Below are 16,572 nucleotides of genomic sequence, written 5' to 3' on the forward strand. Positions count from 1 at the left end.
CGCGGCGACCCACGGAGCAGGACCGGAGCGAGGGCATGCCGAGCCTTAGCGAGGCACCGAACGCCAGGGGCAAGAGCGTTTGGTTACTTGGGGCCGGGCGGCGTTCCGTTTTTCCAAGTGACTCGCTGTAAAAGCGAAACCATAGGCGGCCGTTACCGCAGCAATGGATATGTACTCAGTCACAAATCCCCATTGGCCGCCAGGACGCCTTCGCCGGCAAGCCTGCCTCCTACAGTAAAAGCGAAACCCTAAGTGGCTGTTACCGCAGCAATGGATATGTGCTCAGTCAACAAATAACAGGTCGGCTGTCAGGCCGCCTTCGCGAGCAGGCTCGCTCCCACAGTTGATCGGGGACAACCGCGAGCCGTGCGGCAATTCCTAGTAAGGCCGTTTCGCCGGCCCCGACTTGTTCAGCACCGTACCGATCAGATTCGCCCTGCCCAGATGATGCAGACTCTCCTCGATCTCTTTCTTAGTATTCATGCCATTGGCAACCACCAGCAAGACACAGTCGAACTTGGGCAGGATAGTTATCACATCATCCGAACTCAGCACCGGCGGCAAATCGAAGATCACAACTCGAGAGTTGTAGCGTTCGCGCAGATCAACGATCAAATCGCCCACCACCGGCGAAGACAGCACCTCGGTGGAGAGCGGAATCGGTTCGCGCGTCGGCAAGACCACAAAGCGCGGCAAGGTCGGATTGACCAGGACTTCTTGCAGCTCTGCTTCGTTGGTCAGGAATTCATTGAGCGATTTTTCCATCGGCAGCCCCAGGTAGCTACCGACCTTGGGACAACGCAGATCGAAATCCACCAGCAGCGCCGTCTTGGTCGTGTGGTGCGCGATACTCATTGCCAGGTTGATCGCCAACACCGACTTGCCCGCCTCCGGCGTCGGCGAGGTGATGGCGAGCGTGCGCCAGCCATTCTCCTCCATGGCCTTCAAGACCTGGGTACGCAGCAGATCGAACGCCCAGCCCATGTTCGAATTCTTGTTGTAGGCGACAATGCGATGGCGCTCCAGGTGCTCGGCCCGCAACGGTACAACCTTGGTTTGTACGTAACTGAGCGCATTGAGCGGTGCAGGCTGTCCGGATGAAGAGAGCACCAGGCCTGACGAAGGCGATTGTTCGCCCTTACCCAGAGGTGGCTTAATAATTTCCATCGCAATATTCCTTATTCAAACCGCGCCAGAGCCTTGAACATCAGCAGATCCAGTGGCATGTAGAAGAAGTGCAGGAGCACCAGAGAGACCACGATCATCAAGACGCCACAGAGCACCAGTATCGTTCGCCACTGTTTGCGACGAGCCAGTTCCGCCTGGGTATGAATGTAGGGAATGGCAACCAGTACGCGCCTGCCCAGCACACTGGTTAGCGCGTCGACACCCCGTACCCGCTGGCTCAGCATCTCCAGCAACATCACCAGTGCACCCGCCCCTACCGGCGCAAGGACAAAGCCCAGGGCCACGACTTTCTTGCGGTTCGGCCGTACCGGTTTTTCCGGCATCAGCGGCGCTTCGAGCAGCACAAAACGCTCGGCTTTGTTTTCCTGCTCCAGGCTTTCGGTAATCTTCGCACTCATCTCCTTGGTGCGAATTTCTTCGTATTTCTTGCGTGCGTTTTCATGGTCGCGCATCAGCGTGACCAGGCCACGTTCCACTTGCGGCGCCTCGAGAATCTGGCTTTCCAGGGTCGCGATCTTGTCCAACAACTGCTGCTTCTGCGCGGCCAGCGATCGCATGCGCTGTTCCGAGGCGGCAATGCGCGCCTGGACCCTGGCAACGTCCAGGCTGACCGGCGTGACGGAACCGCCGCGACCTTGACTGGCCTGCATGGCGGCGATCTTGCGTTTGACCGTCCGAACATCCGGGTGGGCTTCGGTGTAGATCGTCAGCAGCCGGGCGTACTCGGCCTTGAGGCTGGCCAGATCCTCTACCGGTTCAGCGGCCGCACCTGCCGTGCCCTGCTTGATCGATAGACCGGCATGGGCCGCCGACAGTTCCAGGTCCTGGAAGCGCAAATCCTCGTTGGCCGCCTTGTAGTCACGGTCGATATCCTTGAGCTCGAGTTCAGAGCGCGACAACATGTTCATGCGCAGTTCCTGATGCTCAGGCAACGCGTTGCCATGGGCTTGCTTGAAGTCCGCCAGCTTGTTCTCCAGCACTTCCAGTTCAGTGCGCAGCTTGTTCGCCTCCTGGGTCAGGAACTCCGTGGTTTCACTGGCGCGCTCGGTGCGCTGCTTGATGTTCTCATTGAGGAACAGCGTCACCAGTTCGTTGGCCACTTCGTTCGCGACTTCTGGCTCCCTGTGCTCGAAGGCAAGGCGGAAGGCAATCGTTACCTCGCCTCGCCCCTTCACCGCCGCACTGACCAGGGCGACGGAAATCGCATTGCGCATCTCTTCGATCTTTTCGGTCAGGGTCAGGCGCCGGCTGCCCGTTTCGAAAAGATTGTACTTGTTGATGATCGCCTCCAAGTGCTCACGGGTCATCACACGCTGGCGGATGACTTCGATGCGCTCGTCAGCAAAGGTATTATTGTTCCCCGCCACCAGGTCCGGCGAAATCTGCTGAGATTCCACCAGGATAGTTCCGGACGACTGATAGATCGGTGGCATGGAGGTCGCCACCAATACAGCCGCCCCGATTATCACGGCCCCCGTCACAATCAACAGCCAGGCCCGGTGCTTGATTACTGCAATGTAGTCGTTGACCGACATTTCGTATTCAGAGGACATAAATACCACGCTGCTGAAGGTCAGAAGTCGGGGTGACTATAGATCAAGGTCATCCCTATGATGTTGGCATCGGCATTTGGCAAGCCGTCTCGCTCGCGCTCTTTGTAGGTGAAGGATAGGCGTGCAAGCCAAAAAGGCGAGAGCTCGCGACTCACAAACGCGCCGTATGTGCGAAAGGTACTGGGCGCGTCCCCTTTGGTTTTTTGCCAGGAGCCATCAACACCGACACGACTGGTCTCGTCGAGTAGATAACTCCAGTTACCCCGAAGCTCATCGGACTCGACCAGGCCGTTCTCCCCGTTGGCGATCGTGCTGCGACTGGCTTCGGCATTGGTCTCGACACGCTCACCGGTGTAACGCAGGCTCACGCCACCCTGGCCAGTGGGACCACTGTTGCTGTTGGATACCTTGTTCATACCGCCGTACACAGATCCCGTAAACCGCTCGGAGATCTGGTAGTTCACGCCGACCACCGGGGTGTAGCTGTTCGAGGAGCCCAGGGTGCTGGTGTCGTCCTTGGGCTCATAACGCGTCGCTTCGAATCGGGTGAACAGTTCGACCCGCTCATTCCATTGATAAAGCCAGCTGAGACGGTTGGTCAGCTCATCGTAGTTGGTCAGCGAGGCGGTGTCGTATTCGACATGGGTGAGGTCGATTTCGTCGACCAGGCTGCTGCGCTCGGTCACCGCGGATCGCCAGTTACCGCCGATGTTCGAGAGCTTTTGCGTGCCATCGGTCGAGTCTGTGACACCGGTTTGCTGGACTTCAGTGGAAAGCGTCGAACTCTCGATGTATCTCGCCGTGAGTCCATAGCCACCCTTTTCGGTCTCACGCTGCCAACCAAACGATAGCCTCGGGTCTTCTCGATTGGACACGACGTCGGTATCGGACGAGCGCTCCACATTGACACCGAGGCCAAACTTCCACTGGTCCCGATCAAAATTACCCACCAGCGTGTAATCGGGGGCAATGATCGTTCGCGTGATCGCTTTCTCGTCACTCGTCAAGAGCAATGGATTGCTGTCGTGCTCGACTGTCATGGGCAGCGCAACTGCCGACTGCCAGGCGCCGGCGTAGGTCATGCCGGAACATGGCAAAGTCAATATTGCCATCACCACTCCGGTTGTTTGCAATGAACGCAAGTTAATCCTTAATGCATCGCGCAATGTCAGGGAACGACCAGCGTATCGCCGGCCTGAAGTTCAAAGTTAGTGGACATGTCACGTCCGGCGATCAGATCGTCGTAGTTGACGAGCAGTACTTTCTGTTTTTTCCCTTCGCGCCGCAAGAGCTTGATTTCGTCCTTGTCAGCGAACTTGTCCAACCCGCCAGCCTCGCTCAAGGCTTGCAGCACATCGGTCTCACCGTTCATCTGCACCTTGCCGGGCTTGATTACCTTGCCCTGGACATAGACGACATTGCCCTTGGCCTCGGTTACCACAACGCTGACTACCGGATCGGGATAATATTTCGTGAGTTTTTCAGTGATTATCTTTTCAGCTTGAGCCGTATCAAGCCCTTTGACCTTGACCGGCCCCGCCAGCTTCAAAGTGATGTAGCCATTGGGCAGCACATCTACGCGCTCTATTTTTTCCGCTGGCTCGCCCCAAATGGACACTTCAACCTTGTCTCCAGCGTTCAGGAGATAGGAGTTGTCTTCGGCGGCACGGGCCACGCCGGGCAAGATCGCCAGCGCACACAGTGCAGGTAACATTAAACGCAGCATCTGGAATCCTCCGCCTGGTTAGCTCATCTAATGAGGATCAACCGTTACAATCAGCGTCCTCTTTAGGCCTGTAGCACCCACAAGAAAAACCATTTCGCAAAACTCACACTTAAATCTTGCGCCGATTGGCGACAACGATGAAACCTAATAGTGCGGAAGAGAATAACCATACAACCGCAGAGACCGGGACTGCATTGGGCTGAGTGTCGTGAAACGCCGAATCACCCGCCAGCCCCTTGTCTTGTACTGAATTAATCGCGAACGGCTGCTTGGCAACTTCCGTCATTAAACCGTCGCATGCTGAACTATTGACGGAAGCATTTACTCCCGACTTGGATCCATTATCAGCGTTGGAAATTTTGGCACTTTTGGCATCTAGCGAAGAGCCACCATGGACTGTACCAAGGCTCGTCGACGCCGCAGTCGCAGCTTCGGTCGAAGCCACGGCTGCCTGAGTCCTTGCACCCTCGCAAGCGCTACTTATGCGACTAATTTCATAGGGCAAATTGGCTGCTTGGGCAGTGGCAACGGCTACTCCATTCAGAGTCGCAAATAACACAATCAACTTAATGAAAACTGTCGTCCGCATATAACCGCCTCCCTGCGCTGAGGGTTTGGGATGAGTCGATTGAGGAAATCTGAATCAGGCTAAATGGAGCCTATAAGCAGATAGCCAGTACGTCAATAGCACGTCACAATAATAAATAGAAATATAAAACGGCGGCGGATAACGTCAAAAAAACGCCGTAAGCAGCCTAAGTGAATTGTCAGAGACAGCAAGTGTTTATGCATGCAGTGGCCTCTTATAAAAACGCCGTCAAATCACCCATCGCACAAATAAACCAATGCAACGAAGATGCCGTCGAGCGTCGGCGTAGATCGCCTCCCATCGGACAGCCGATCACTGCCACACAGAGCCACGGAACGGGTCTGGGCGAGCGATATTCAGGGCCGGAAAAAATGGCGTCAGGCGCGTCCTTGGTGCACACCCAAGACTTTTCTGGACTCTCGCGCTAAAACAGGCGCGCGCCCAGTGCAACATACAGTTGGCTGTACTCAGCGACCAATTGCTCAAGGGAAAAGCCACGATTTCGCCCGCTGGGGTTGGGAAGGACCCAGACCGCGGCATTGCCGAATGTCTTCGGCTGCGGTCCCCAGGCAGCGTCGCGCTGATCGGACAAGGCGCAGTACGCCGCCTTACCGAGAAACGCCACGAAACGTGGCGCAATACCGGCGATCTTTTGTTCGAAAGCCGCCGCGGCCGCGACAAATTCATGGGCCGACAGCTGGTCCGCCCGCGCCGTCGGCCGCTGGACCACGGCGGTCAAACCACAGCCATGGCGCAGAATGTCCTGGTCTTGCTCCGGCTGAAGTTGATGTGACGTAAAACCGGCGAGGTGCAATGTGCGCCAAAAACGATTGCCCCGACCGGCAAAATGATGCCCCTGGGCCGCGGCAGTCACGCCTGGGTTGATGCCGCAAAAAACCACGTCCAATTGTGGCGCCAGTATATCGTCGAGCCCTTCACTCACCGCAGATCACACCGACCGCATTACGTGCGAGCGCCGTCAATTCCTCACGCGACTTGCCGGCTCGCGCACGGATCGAAATGCTGTGCAGCAGCGATGAAGCGAGCACCGCCAGGGCTCCTGCATCGACATCGTCTTTTAATTCGCCAGATGCAATGGCCCTGCGCAGGCGCGCCTCCAGATCGGCATCCAACCTGCTCAGGCGATCACTGAGCACCGCTCGGATCTGCGGATCCTCGACAGCCTCGGTGGTCGCCGTGCCAATCGCGAAGCAGCCACGTGGCTGACCGTCGCCCGAAAAGTAGATCGACAACTGTCCCTCGTAGAAACGCATCAGCGCCTGGCACAACGTCAGTTGGTTGTCGGCCAGCGCGGCCTGCATGTCGGCGGCGGCAAACTCCCAGTACTGCTCGAGCGCCTTGATGTACAGCGCATGTTTGTCACCAAAGGCCGCATAGAGGCTGGGGCGATTCATCCCGGCCGCGGTGGCGATGCTGTCCAGGGAGGCGCCGGAATAGCCAGTGCTCCAGAACACACCGAGCGCTTGTTGCAACGCTGTCTGCGGGTCATACGCGCGGGGTCGGCCGCGGCCTTTGCCCGCTGTCACTTTATTTTGTGCCATGTCGTATAAAATCCTTGCAGGAAGGTGGATGCGGGGATATTTTTACACAATCGCACAAAAATAAGGAACCACAAATTCCTTGATTCATGTTTGTTCAAGCGCAGCTCAAACCGGGTGTTGCAGCGACGAAACAGCGGTGCCGGAGCGATCCTCCCAAGCACCTGCGGGTTTGCTTTACCACAACATTCATTGACGTCGGTGCCAGGCGATTGCTGCAGGCCCGCCTTCCCGGTTAAAGGTGCATTCGATCATGACTCAATCCATCGACATCAAGGCTTCGCAGGCCTATGAGGCCCAATCGCCGATCAACAAACCCCTGAAGGAGAAGCTGCGGCCTTGGCTCATGGTGGGCCTGCCTACCCTTTTCGCTGTCATTGGCTATGCGTACTACGTGGCTGGCGAACCCTTCGTTACCACCGATAACGCCTACGCCCGGGTGGCCAAGGCCTCGGTCAATGCACGGATTTCCGGGCAGGTCGTGGACATCGCCGTCCAGGACAACCAGAAGGTCAGCAAGGGCCAAGTGCTGTTTCGCCTCGACCCCAAGCCCCTGCATATCGCAATCGATCGTGCGCAAGCGCAACTGAGTGTCGCGCGGCTGCGCATCGATGGGCTCAAGGCCAGCTACCGTCAACAGCAGGCAGAACTGCAATCGGCCAAAGAGTCAGCGGACTTTGACCAGAAGGAATTCGCCCGCAAGAAAGCGCTGGTTGCGACCGACTTTGTTTCCCGGGCCATTTTTGAGCGCGCGGAAACCGACCTGAAGATCGCTCGGCAACGCATCGCCTCGATCGAACAACAGATCGCCAGCACCGTCGTCGCCCTGGACGGCAACCCGAACATCGAGGCCGACAGTCACCCTTCGGTGCGGGAAGCCAAGGCGCAGCTCGATGAAGCGCAGCTGTACCTTTCCTACGCCACGGTCTATGCGCCTGCTGACGGCATAGTTGCCAAGGTCGACGACTTGCAGGTGGGCAACTACCTCAACAGCGGCGCACCCGCCTTCGCGTTGATCAGCGACCATGAGATCTGGGTCGAGGCCAACTTCCGGGAAACCCAGGTCACGCACATGCGAGCAGGTCAGGAAGCGCGCATCAGCATCGACACTTACCCCGGGCACGTGTTCAAGGCCCACGTGACCAGCATGAGCCCTGGCGCCGGGTCGGACTTCGCCCTGCTGCCGCCGGAAAACGCCACCGGTAACTGGGTCAAGGTGGTCCAGCGGGTACCGGTTCGCCTCGAACTGGATGACGCGGACCCTGCCCTGCCACTGTTTTCCGGCACCAGTGCCACGGTCGAGGTCGATACCGGACATCGCACGCCATGGTGGCACCCGCTCAAGTCGCTGCTGACCGCAGGTAACTTCTGATGAACGCCCACGCACAGACATCCGCGGATCCGGGCCGTGCGCACTCGCTTCGATTGGCGGTGCTGCTCGCCACTTACATGCAGTCCGCCAACCTGCCGCTGCCCAATGCGGTGCTGCGGCTGATTCAAGGCACCCTGTCGATGACTGACGACCAGGCCGGATGGATTTTCACGGCGTACCTCGCGGCGAGCGCCATTACCCTGCCGATTGCCCAGTGGCTTGCCGGGCGTCTTGGCCTGAAGCTTGTCTATCAAGCCGCGCTGGCTGTCTTCGTCCTCGGCTTGCTGCTCGCGACGGTGGCCACGACGCCGCTGCAATTTATCGGTGCGCGGATCATCCAGGGCCTGGCCAGTGGCGTGCTGGCGCCCCTGTCGATGGCAATTGCCATGGAGACATTGGCGCCCGAGAAGCGCATGAAATTTGGTGCGACCTGGACCGCCATCGTGCTCCTGGGCATCGTCAGCGGCCCGAGCATCGGTGGCTGGATCGCCGAGCATTTCGATTGGCGCCCGATCTTCTACATCAGCCTGCCGTTGTCGGCGTACATCTTTTTGGTCGTGGCCCTGCTACTGGCCGAGAAAAAACCCGAGAAAGCGCCTTCTTTCGACTTCTTCGGTTTCGGCAGTTTCACCCTGGCCTTGATCGGCCTGCAGATGCTGCTCGACCGCGGCGAACGCCTGGACTGGTTCGATTCGCCGGAAATCTGGATCGAGGCACTGGCCTGTGGGTTGGGGTTGTACTTGTTCATGGTGCACGTATTGACCAGCAAGACGCATTTCCTCAACAAGCGCCTGTTCCGTGATCGCAATTTCGTGCTGTCGACGCTGATCTTTTTCGCCGTGGGTTTCGTGCTGCTGTCGACCATGGCGCTGACCTCGCCGATGCTCGATGAAATTCTCGGCTACCCGCCAGACACCACCGGTGCCCTGACCATCCCGCGTGGCATCGGGCTGGTGGGTGCGTTTGTGCTAATGGGCTGGGTGCCCGAGCGTTTCGATCGCCGGCTGTTCGTGGCGGCAGGCGTGGCCCTGGTGATCTTTGCCAACGGACTGATGCTCGACTATTCGCCCTTGATGGACTGGTCGCCGGTGGCGGTTGCCGGGGCCATCCAGGGCATCGGCATCGGCCTGCTGATGCCGGCACTGACCAAGGTCGCGTTCAGCACCCTTGACCCCGCACTTCGGGCGGAGGGGACCGGCCTGTTCAATCTTTCGCGGGTCTACGGCAGCACCCTGGGCGTAGCGATTGTGCAGATTTTCTTCTTCAACAATACCCAGGCGATGCACCTGGCACTGGCCGCCAATGTGACGTCCTATCGCGCTGCCGCGCAGGGGGGCACGGCGTCGATGTCGTTGCCGGCACTCGAAGGGCTTAACCACATGATCACCCACCAGGCCGCGTTCATCGCCGTTATCGGCCAGTTCAAGATCCTGCTGGTGGCGATGCTGGTGGTCAGCCCGCTGGTGGTCTTTCTACGCAAACCGATACCGGCCAACTAATTTTCGTGGAGTCTGTGCAATGAAATCCAGTCGTCTGTTCCCAACGAAAATCGCGGCAGTGTCGGCAATGGTCTTGCTCTCTGCCTGCACCGTCGGCCCTGACTTCAAGGCCCCGCCGGTGAGCCAGTCGCAACACTACGATCAACAGGCCGAGCAGCGCCTTGGCCAGGGGGGTTCGCAGCGCATTGCCCTGGGCAACAAGGTCACCGGGCAATGGTGGTCCGCCTTTGGCTCGCCCAAGCTCGACCAACTGGTACGCCGGGCCATCGACGGCAATCTGGAGCTGGTCGCTGCCGATGCAACGATACGGCAGGCATCACAATCGGTGGCTGCGGCACGAGGTGCGCTGTATCCGCAGGTCGACTTCGCTGCGGCAGCGGGTCGCCAACGGGTGCATAACGCCAAGGAGCCCTCGGTCTCGAACTTCTATGCGATCGGGCCACGGGTCGGTTTCGACCTCGATGTCTTCGGTGGCAACAAGCGGCTCGTCGAACAGCAGCAAGCCTTTAGCGACTTGCAAAAGCATCGTTACGAAGCCGCGTACCTGACCCTGACCGGTGAGGTCGCCAGCCAGGCGTTGCTGGTGGCTTCTGCCAATGCGCAGATGCAGGCCGTGGAGACTTTGCTGGACAACGACACCCGCAACCTCGAACTGGTGCGCGCGGCCCATGCCAGCGGCAGCACCACCCAGGTCGACGTGTCGCTGGCAGAGACCCGGCTTGCCCAGGACCGCACGTTGCTACCGCCCCTGGCCCAGCAACGGGATGCTGCGCGCCATGCGCTGTCGATCCTGACGGGCAATGGCCCGGCTGACTGGATTGCGCCGGACTTTGACCTCGACGAATTTGCCTTGCCGTCGAACGTGCCGGTCAGCCTGCCCTCGGAAATGGCCCACGACCGTCCGGACGTGCGCCAGGCCGAGGCCGAGCTGCACATCGCCAGCGCCGCGGTCGGCGTGGCGACCGCCAATCTCTATCCGCGGGTGACGTTGTCCGCCTCCCTGGCCCAGGCCGCATCAGGCAATGGCGGCGCCGCACTCTGGGGGTTCGCGGCGGGAATCGCCGGGCCGATCTTCAACGGTGGCACCCTCAAGGCGGAACAACAGGCCGCCGTCGAGGGTTACAACGCCACGCTCGCTGGCTACCAGCAGACCGTCATCAGCTCGTTCGGCCAGGTTGCGGATACGCTGCAAGCAATCAACCACGACGCGCAGGAATTTCGCGCCCAGGAGGATGCATTGCAAGCGGCCGACACCAGCTTGCGTCTGAACCGGCAAGCCTATGCCTTGGGCGAGAACAGCACGCTCCAGGTGCTCGAAGCCGAGCGCGCCTATCAACAGGCGCTGCTGAGCCAGATCCGCGTCAAGACCGCGCAATACCTCGACACCGTGCAGCTGTTTGTAGCCCTCGGCGGCAACTCCGTCGGCGTGTTCGAGCAACGGTTGGCCAGCCGCCAGGCACCACAACGTTCGTATCAGTAGAGGCTGCGGCCTCGGTAATTGGAGTCAAGACATGTCCTACGAAGCCTTTCACGATGAACTGCGAGATACCCGGTTTGCCCTCAATCACGGTTCGGCGCAGATGCCCGCCGTGGGTTTCGGCACCCTGTTCAAGGACCTCGGCGTCACCACCCAGGCGATCACCCACGCGCTGGAAACCGGGTTCCGTCATTTCGATTGCGCCGAGCGTTATCGCAACGAGGAATCGGTCGGCGTTGCCCTGCAAGCTTTCATGGACGCGGGGAAGGCCCGGCGCGAAGACCTGTTCATCACCACCAAGCTGTGGAACACCAACCACCGCCCCGAACGGGTGTTGCCGGCCTTTGAAGCCAGTTGCCGACGGCTGCAGGTGGATTACATCGATTGCTATCTGATCCACACGCCCTTCGCGTTCCAGGCCGGGGACGACCAGGACCCCAGGGATGCCTTCGGCCATGTCCTCTACGACTCTGGTGTAACCCTGATCGACACCTGGCGGGCCCTTGAGCAACTGGTCGATCAAGGTCGTTGCAGGTCCATCGGCCTGTCGGACATCACCTTGGAGGCGCTGAAAGAAATCGTCGCCGTGGCGCGAATCAAACCCGCGGTGGTGCAAGTCGAATCCCACCCGTACCTGCCGGAATGGGAATTGCTGGAGTACTGCAAGGAACACGGGATCATCCTCCTGGCCTTCGCGCCGCTGGGCCACGGCATGGAACCGAACGTGCTGGAGGACGAAGTGATCCTGGGCATCGCCCGGCACTTGCAAAGAACCCCGGCCCAGGTCGCACTGGCCTGGGCGGTACAGCGCGGTGTCGCGTTCCTGACCACCTCGGCGACACCCGCCCATATCCAGGAAAACTTCGATATCACCACCCTGCCCCACAGGGCCATGCTGGAAATTCGCCAGGAGATCACAACGCGGATACGCTTCAATTCCGTGGTGGAAACCGGAGTACCGGGGTTCATCCCGCGCAAACAATGACAGGCCTCGAGGGGACGGTCATGTGCCGTCCTTTTTTTCCAGTTGACCCAAGAGGCGACAACGATGGATGTATTCCAGAGCATGCGATTTTTCCTGGCGGTCGCCCAGAGCGGCAGCTTTACCGCAGCCGCGCATTTGCTGGACACCACCACGACCAACGTTTCCAAGGCGGTCTCCAGTCTCGAGGCCCGCCTGCAAACCCGCCTGATCAACCGTACGACCCGGCGCCTGGCCTTGACCGAAGCCGGCACGCGCTATCTGGAACGCTGCGAGAAGATTCTGGAAGAACTGCGAGATGCGGAGGAGGAAGCAGGCACCGCACAGGTCACCCCCGTGGGCCGCCTGAAGATTCACGCGATGTCGGCCATCGGCAACCACTACGTGATCGACGCCATTGCCAAATACCGCGAGACACACCCCTCGGTCCTGTTTGACCTGGCCTTGACCAATCGGCTGCCCGATCTACTGGAAGAAGGTTATGACATGTCGATCGTGCTGGCGCGCGACCTGCCCGACTCAGGCTTCGTCGCCCAGCGGCTGGGCATCACCTACAGCATTCTCTGCGCATCGCCCACGTACCTTGAAAAACGCGGAATACCCGACACGCCGGGTTCGCTTGGCACACATGATTGCCTGAGAATCGTCAACACGGTAATGCCGGCCGAGCACTGGGTATTCGAGGGGCCCGAAGGCGTGGAGGCCGTCAACACACCGGTGTCGCCGTTTCACGTCAATACCGCCGATGCCATGACCGTCGCCATCACCCGTGGCATGGGCATTGGCATCCAGCCGATCGCGTCCGCCGTGGCCGGCCTCAAGGCAGGCACCCTGGTTCGGGTACTGCCGCAGTACCATTTTGAAGAGTTGAACCTGTTTGCCATCTACCCTTCACGAAAATTCGTCGATGCAAAAATAAAAACCTGGGTGGAGTTTCTCAAGGACTACCTGCCCGGGTTGCTGGCTGACGATGACAAAATTGCCCGTTCATCAAGACGCCCTGCAAACATCTGAGGATGGAGTGTCGACCCTCCACCGTCACCGCCGTACTCAACCGTTCGAGCACCCAGTGCCCATGACTTGATACTGCATGACATGGCGCAGGCCCTGGGAGTCTTCGTAGGTCATCTGCGCCGAAACCGGACCACACTCTGGCGCGACATCGGTCACGGAAATGACCTTCTTGATGTCCAGTCTCGAACCGTAGGTGTAGGTCTCGATCGGTGGCTTATTGGCCGAGATTCTGGCATGGCTTTCTTCGGCAAAGGCCTGGGCACCGATGCAACTAAGTGCAAGCAAAATCGCGATTCTTTTCATGGGGTTCACCGTCTCGTTCAGGGTGGATGAGTACCTCTGGAACCCTTGGCCCAGGTTCCTTCGGTAGAGACGATGCTAGGGGATTGCCCGGGCGCCAAACAGCGCCCTGGCGGATAAACACTGTGAACAGAATGCGTAGGAATGCAGGGATCGAAATCTGCAGGAGGTCATCAAACCGCAACCGTCAGCTGTGTTGGCAGCAGACGGTTGCGGTATGTTCACGCATGCCTCAGCGAGGCTCATCAGGCGGCAGTGGCCGCCAGAGCTTCACGCCCCTCTTGTGAAGAACGCCCCTGCTGCGGCAGGCGATCCAGCGCCGGGGCCCAGGCCGGCACGCTCGGCATCTCCTTGCGCAAGCTGTGGATCAGCGTATAGGACATCACCAGCAGCAACATGGCGATCGGCAAACCGGCCGCGATACTCGCCATCTGAATGGCCTTGAGTCCCCCGGCCAGCAACAACCCTGCGGCAATGGCACCTTCAAGAATGCACCAGAGCAGCCTGATCCAGTTCGGCGGATTGGTGCTGCCCAACGCACACAAGGTGCACAGAACCTGGGTGCCGGCATCCGCGGTGGTGACGAAATGCACACCCAGCAACACGCAAACCAGTATCGACAGCGCGGCACCCATGGCCTGGCCATCGAGCGACTGCAGCAAGGTGAACATGGCCGCGGTGGTTTCTTTCTTGGTGGCGAGCAACACGGTGCCGCCTTCGAACTTCGGCTGCTCCTGGGTCACCACCTGGCTGGCGACGGACGCCTGGTAGGCCTGCCTGTCCTGCTGTTCGTTTTTCAGCGCCGCGCCACCGAACACCGACATCCACAGGATGGTCACCAGGGTCGGCACCACCAGCGCCCCGATCACCAGTTCGCGGATGGTCCGGCCTTTGGAAATGCGCGCGATGAACAGGCCGACAAAAGGCCCCCAGGTCATCCACCATGGCCAGTAGAACGCCGTCCACCAGTTTTGCCATTCGCTGTCTTTTTGCGTGTCCATCCAGAAACTCAGGCCAACTATGTTTTGCACATAGTCGCCGGTGGATTCAAACATCAGGTTGAGAATGTAACGGGTGGGACCAATTGCCAACACGGCCAGCATCAGGATGAATGACAGGTACATATTGAGCGTGGAGATACGCTTCATTCCCTTGGACAGTCCGGCCAACAGCGAAATACAAGCAACGATACTGACAAACAGAATGATCGATAACTGCAAGCCGACACTGACCGGAATACCGAATACCTGATGCAATCCGGTATTGATCTGCACCACACCGAGGCCAAGGGACTGGGACACGCCAAAGGCCGTGATGACCACTCCCATGATATCGACCACATGGCCGATCCAGCCGTAGATACGATCGCCAATCAGCGGATAAAGCAGCGATCGCAGGGCCAGCGGCAAACCTTTACGGTAGGCGAAGTACGCCAGGCTCAAGCCAATCATGGAGAAGATCGCCCATGGATGCAGGCCCCAGTGGAACAGGGTGATGCGCATCGCCAGGGTCGCGGACTCGTCCGTCAAGCCCTTGGAAAACGGGTTGTCGGCGTAGTGCAGCATGGGTTCGGCCACGGACCAGAAAATCAGTCCGATGCCCATTCCCGCGCTGAACAGCATGGCAATCCATGAAGCGAAACTGAACTCGGGAATATCCTGTTCGGTGCCAAGTTTTAAGTTGCCGAAACGGCTGATCGATATATAAAGCAGTACGCCAAGCACGCCACTGATCAGGGCGATGTAATACCATTTGAAGTTATGCAGGATAAACACCGAAGCCATTTCAAAAGCCTTGGCTGCCTGCTCGTCTTTAAATGCACAGAACACGACAAATATGATCACCGCTAATATCGAAGCCACGGTCACATTCGGATTAAGGCCTTTCAACAGGCCGGATTGAGCACGCATTGTTTTCCCCTTTTGTTTTTGTTTAAGGGTTTGGATATGTTCCGCAGTTCGCTTATCGCCTGGTATCGAATGACACCAGGACGGTTTCACCTGCAGGTAAATTCCGGTTTATTACGCCTTTGGCAGCGTCACCAAGATCGTTTAAAGCTGACCAGCGCTCAAACCATTTTTCGTCACCGACTCATGAGAAAAACGCATCAATAGGACGCAATCAAGCGCCTGTTTCCAGGGTACTTTCGCAGGCCCCCTGTTCGCTCAAGAGCGTGACTTTCGCCTGCCCTACGAACAGGGCCAGCAACACGGCGCTGCCCCCGAGGAAAAAATAAAAGCTCGACGCACCGAAGCCTTCCATCAGCGCCCCCGCAATGAGTGGCCCGATACAGGCGCCGACCCCAAAGGTGATCAACAGCATGCCCGAGAGCGAAACGCGCAAGGACGGCTCCATGTTGTCATTGGCCAACGCCACGCCCAGCGGGTACAGGCAGAACTGCAGAAAACCGATGCCTGCACCGAACCACAGCAATGTCGTGAACGATGGCGCTTGAGCGAACCCCAGCGGCAGGCTGATGAGTACCAGCAATACCGCCACCGCGCGGATCAGGCTCGCCCGGGGCAGCCGGTCCGACAGCCAGCCCAACGGCAACTGGGCCAATAGCCCGGCACCGATGGTCAACGCCAGGAACTGACCGACCTGCGCCGTGCCCAATCCTTGCTTGCTCGCATAGATCGCAGCCAGGCCGTAGAAGCTGCCATTGAGCATGCCCGACACCAGGATCGTCCCCAATGCCTGTGGAACGCGCCGCAGGAACAAGCGCAGGTCAATCGAGGTCGCGTGTACTGCCATGGGATGCGTGCGGCGGGTCAGCGCCACCGGCACCGAACACAGGGCGAACACCATCGCCACAGCCAACAGCGCACGGATTCCCAGCCCCTCGTCGAGACTCAAGGCCAATTGTCCGAGCATCATGCCGACGTAGCTGGCGACCATGTACAGCGCCAGGACACCGCCGCGCTGCTCGGTCCGGGCCTGGTCGTTGAGCCAGCTTTCCAGCACCATCAATTGGCACATCATGGCCAGTCCCACCAGCGCCCGCAGTACCAGCCAGAAGGCCAGGGACGTGCTGAACTCATGGGCCAGGACCGCCGCCGCAATCGTTGCCGCGCAAGCGGCGTAGGTGCGAATGTGCCCGACCTGAGCGATCAGGCTGCGCCCGACCCAGCCACCCAGCACCATCCCCAGGGCATTGGCGGCCATCAACGCGCCACCCGCCGTTTCGCTTGCACCCAAAGCATTGAGGCGCAGCGCCAGATAGGTCATCAGCAAGGTCGATCCCAATTGCATCAACAAGCTGGCCAGGTAGAGGGCGCCGAAGGTTCTTGTCAGTGTTATCACCGTACCGACT

15 protein-coding genes are annotated in these 16,572 nt (G+C 59.1%); 5 read left to right on the forward strand and 10 right to left on the reverse strand.

The annotated features are described in order from the left end of the window. Positions 1-378 precede the first annotated feature (378 nt). From AC1Q8Q_RS28560 to AC1Q8Q_RS28590, 7 genes are all read right to left on the reverse strand, one after another. Positions 379-1,167 (reverse strand): CpsD/CapB family tyrosine-protein kinase, encoded by a 789-nt coding sequence (locus tag AC1Q8Q_RS28560; RefSeq protein WP_020798147.1) that lies wholly within the window; start codon positions 1,165-1,167, stop codon positions 379-381. An 11-nt stretch (positions 1,168-1,178) separates the two neighbouring features. Then, positions 1,179-2,741 (reverse strand): GumC family protein, encoded by a 1,563-nt coding sequence (locus AC1Q8Q_RS28565; RefSeq protein WP_020798148.1) that lies wholly within the window; start codon positions 2,739-2,741, stop codon positions 1,179-1,181. A gap of 20 nt (positions 2,742-2,761) precedes the next feature. Beyond that, positions 2,762-3,853 (reverse strand): hypothetical protein, encoded by a 1,092-nt coding sequence (locus AC1Q8Q_RS28570; protein ID WP_033043908.1) that lies wholly within the window; start codon positions 3,851-3,853, stop codon positions 2,762-2,764. 56 nt (positions 3,854-3,909) lie between these two features. After that, positions 3,910-4,467 (reverse strand): polysaccharide biosynthesis/export family protein, encoded by a 558-nt coding sequence (locus AC1Q8Q_RS28575; RefSeq protein ID WP_020798150.1) that lies wholly within the window; start codon positions 4,465-4,467, stop codon positions 3,910-3,912. A 109-nt stretch (positions 4,468-4,576) separates the two neighbouring features. Then, a complete protein-coding gene (locus AC1Q8Q_RS28580; RefSeq protein ID WP_141195465.1) occupies positions 4,577-4,912 on the reverse strand; it encodes a hypothetical protein in 336 nt (111 codons plus the stop codon). 568 nt (positions 4,913-5,480) lie between these two features. Continuing rightward, positions 5,481-5,999, reverse strand: a complete 519-nt coding sequence (gene mug, locus AC1Q8Q_RS28585) for a G/U mismatch-specific DNA glycosylase (RefSeq protein WP_168757882.1) — start codon at positions 5,997-5,999, stop codon at positions 5,481-5,483. Then, positions 5,992-6,618, reverse strand: coding sequence for a TetR/AcrR family transcriptional regulator (locus AC1Q8Q_RS28590; RefSeq protein ID WP_151141882.1), 627 nt, complete (start codon positions 6,616-6,618; stop codon positions 5,992-5,994). Before AC1Q8Q_RS28590 ends, mug begins: the two co-directional genes overlap by 8 nt. Before the next feature lie 250 nt (positions 6,619-6,868). Between AC1Q8Q_RS28590 and AC1Q8Q_RS28595 the strand changes: the two genes are divergently transcribed. From AC1Q8Q_RS28595 to AC1Q8Q_RS28615, 5 genes are all read left to right on the forward strand, one after another. After that, positions 6,869-7,987 (forward strand): HlyD family secretion protein, encoded by a 1,119-nt coding sequence (locus AC1Q8Q_RS28595; protein ID WP_492615800.1) that lies wholly within the window; start codon positions 6,869-6,871, stop codon positions 7,985-7,987. Next, entirely contained in the window at positions 7,987-9,486 is a 1,500-nt protein-coding gene (locus AC1Q8Q_RS28600) for a DHA2 family efflux MFS transporter permease subunit (RefSeq protein ID WP_168757880.1), read from the forward strand. The genes AC1Q8Q_RS28595 and AC1Q8Q_RS28600 overlap by 1 nt, the downstream gene beginning before the upstream one ends. Before the next feature lie 19 nt (positions 9,487-9,505). Further along, positions 9,506-10,966 carry an efflux transporter outer membrane subunit gene (locus tag AC1Q8Q_RS28605; RefSeq protein WP_168757879.1) on the forward strand — a complete coding sequence of 487 codons (1,461 nt, stop codon included), beginning with the start codon at positions 9,506-9,508 and terminating at the stop codon, positions 10,964-10,966. Between the two features lie 31 nt (positions 10,967-10,997). Next, positions 10,998-11,948, forward strand: coding sequence for an aldo/keto reductase (locus tag AC1Q8Q_RS28610; RefSeq protein WP_083348846.1), 951 nt, complete (start codon positions 10,998-11,000; stop codon positions 11,946-11,948). Positions 11,949-12,011: 63 nt separating this feature from the next. Further along, complete coding sequence (locus AC1Q8Q_RS28615) at positions 12,012-12,959, forward strand: LysR family transcriptional regulator (protein ID WP_083348845.1); 948 nt, start codon at positions 12,012-12,014, stop codon at positions 12,957-12,959. Between the two features lie 36 nt (positions 12,960-12,995). On the opposite strand, the gene AC1Q8Q_RS28620 is transcribed toward AC1Q8Q_RS28615, so the two are convergent. The 3 genes from AC1Q8Q_RS28620 to AC1Q8Q_RS28630 all read right to left on the reverse strand — a co-directional run bounded on the left by AC1Q8Q_RS28620 (position 12,996) and on the right by AC1Q8Q_RS28630 (position 16,562). Next, a complete protein-coding gene (locus AC1Q8Q_RS28620) occupies positions 12,996-13,262 on the reverse strand; it encodes a DUF2790 domain-containing protein (protein WP_083348844.1) in 267 nt (88 codons plus the stop codon). A gap of 242 nt (positions 13,263-13,504) precedes the next feature. Next, the gene (locus tag AC1Q8Q_RS28625; protein ID WP_083348843.1) at positions 13,505-15,169 is read right to left on the reverse strand and encodes a BCCT family transporter; all 1,665 of its coding nucleotides are present in this window, start codon (positions 15,167-15,169) and stop codon (positions 13,505-13,507) included. Positions 15,170-15,380: 211 nt separating this feature from the next. Continuing rightward, entirely contained in the window at positions 15,381-16,562 is a 1,182-nt protein-coding gene (locus tag AC1Q8Q_RS28630) for an MFS transporter (protein WP_020798160.1), read from the reverse strand. Between the last annotated feature and the right edge of the window lie 10 nt (positions 16,563-16,572).

The sequence above is a fragment of the Pseudomonas sp. GW823-FHT06B06 genome (assembly GCF_058795195.1).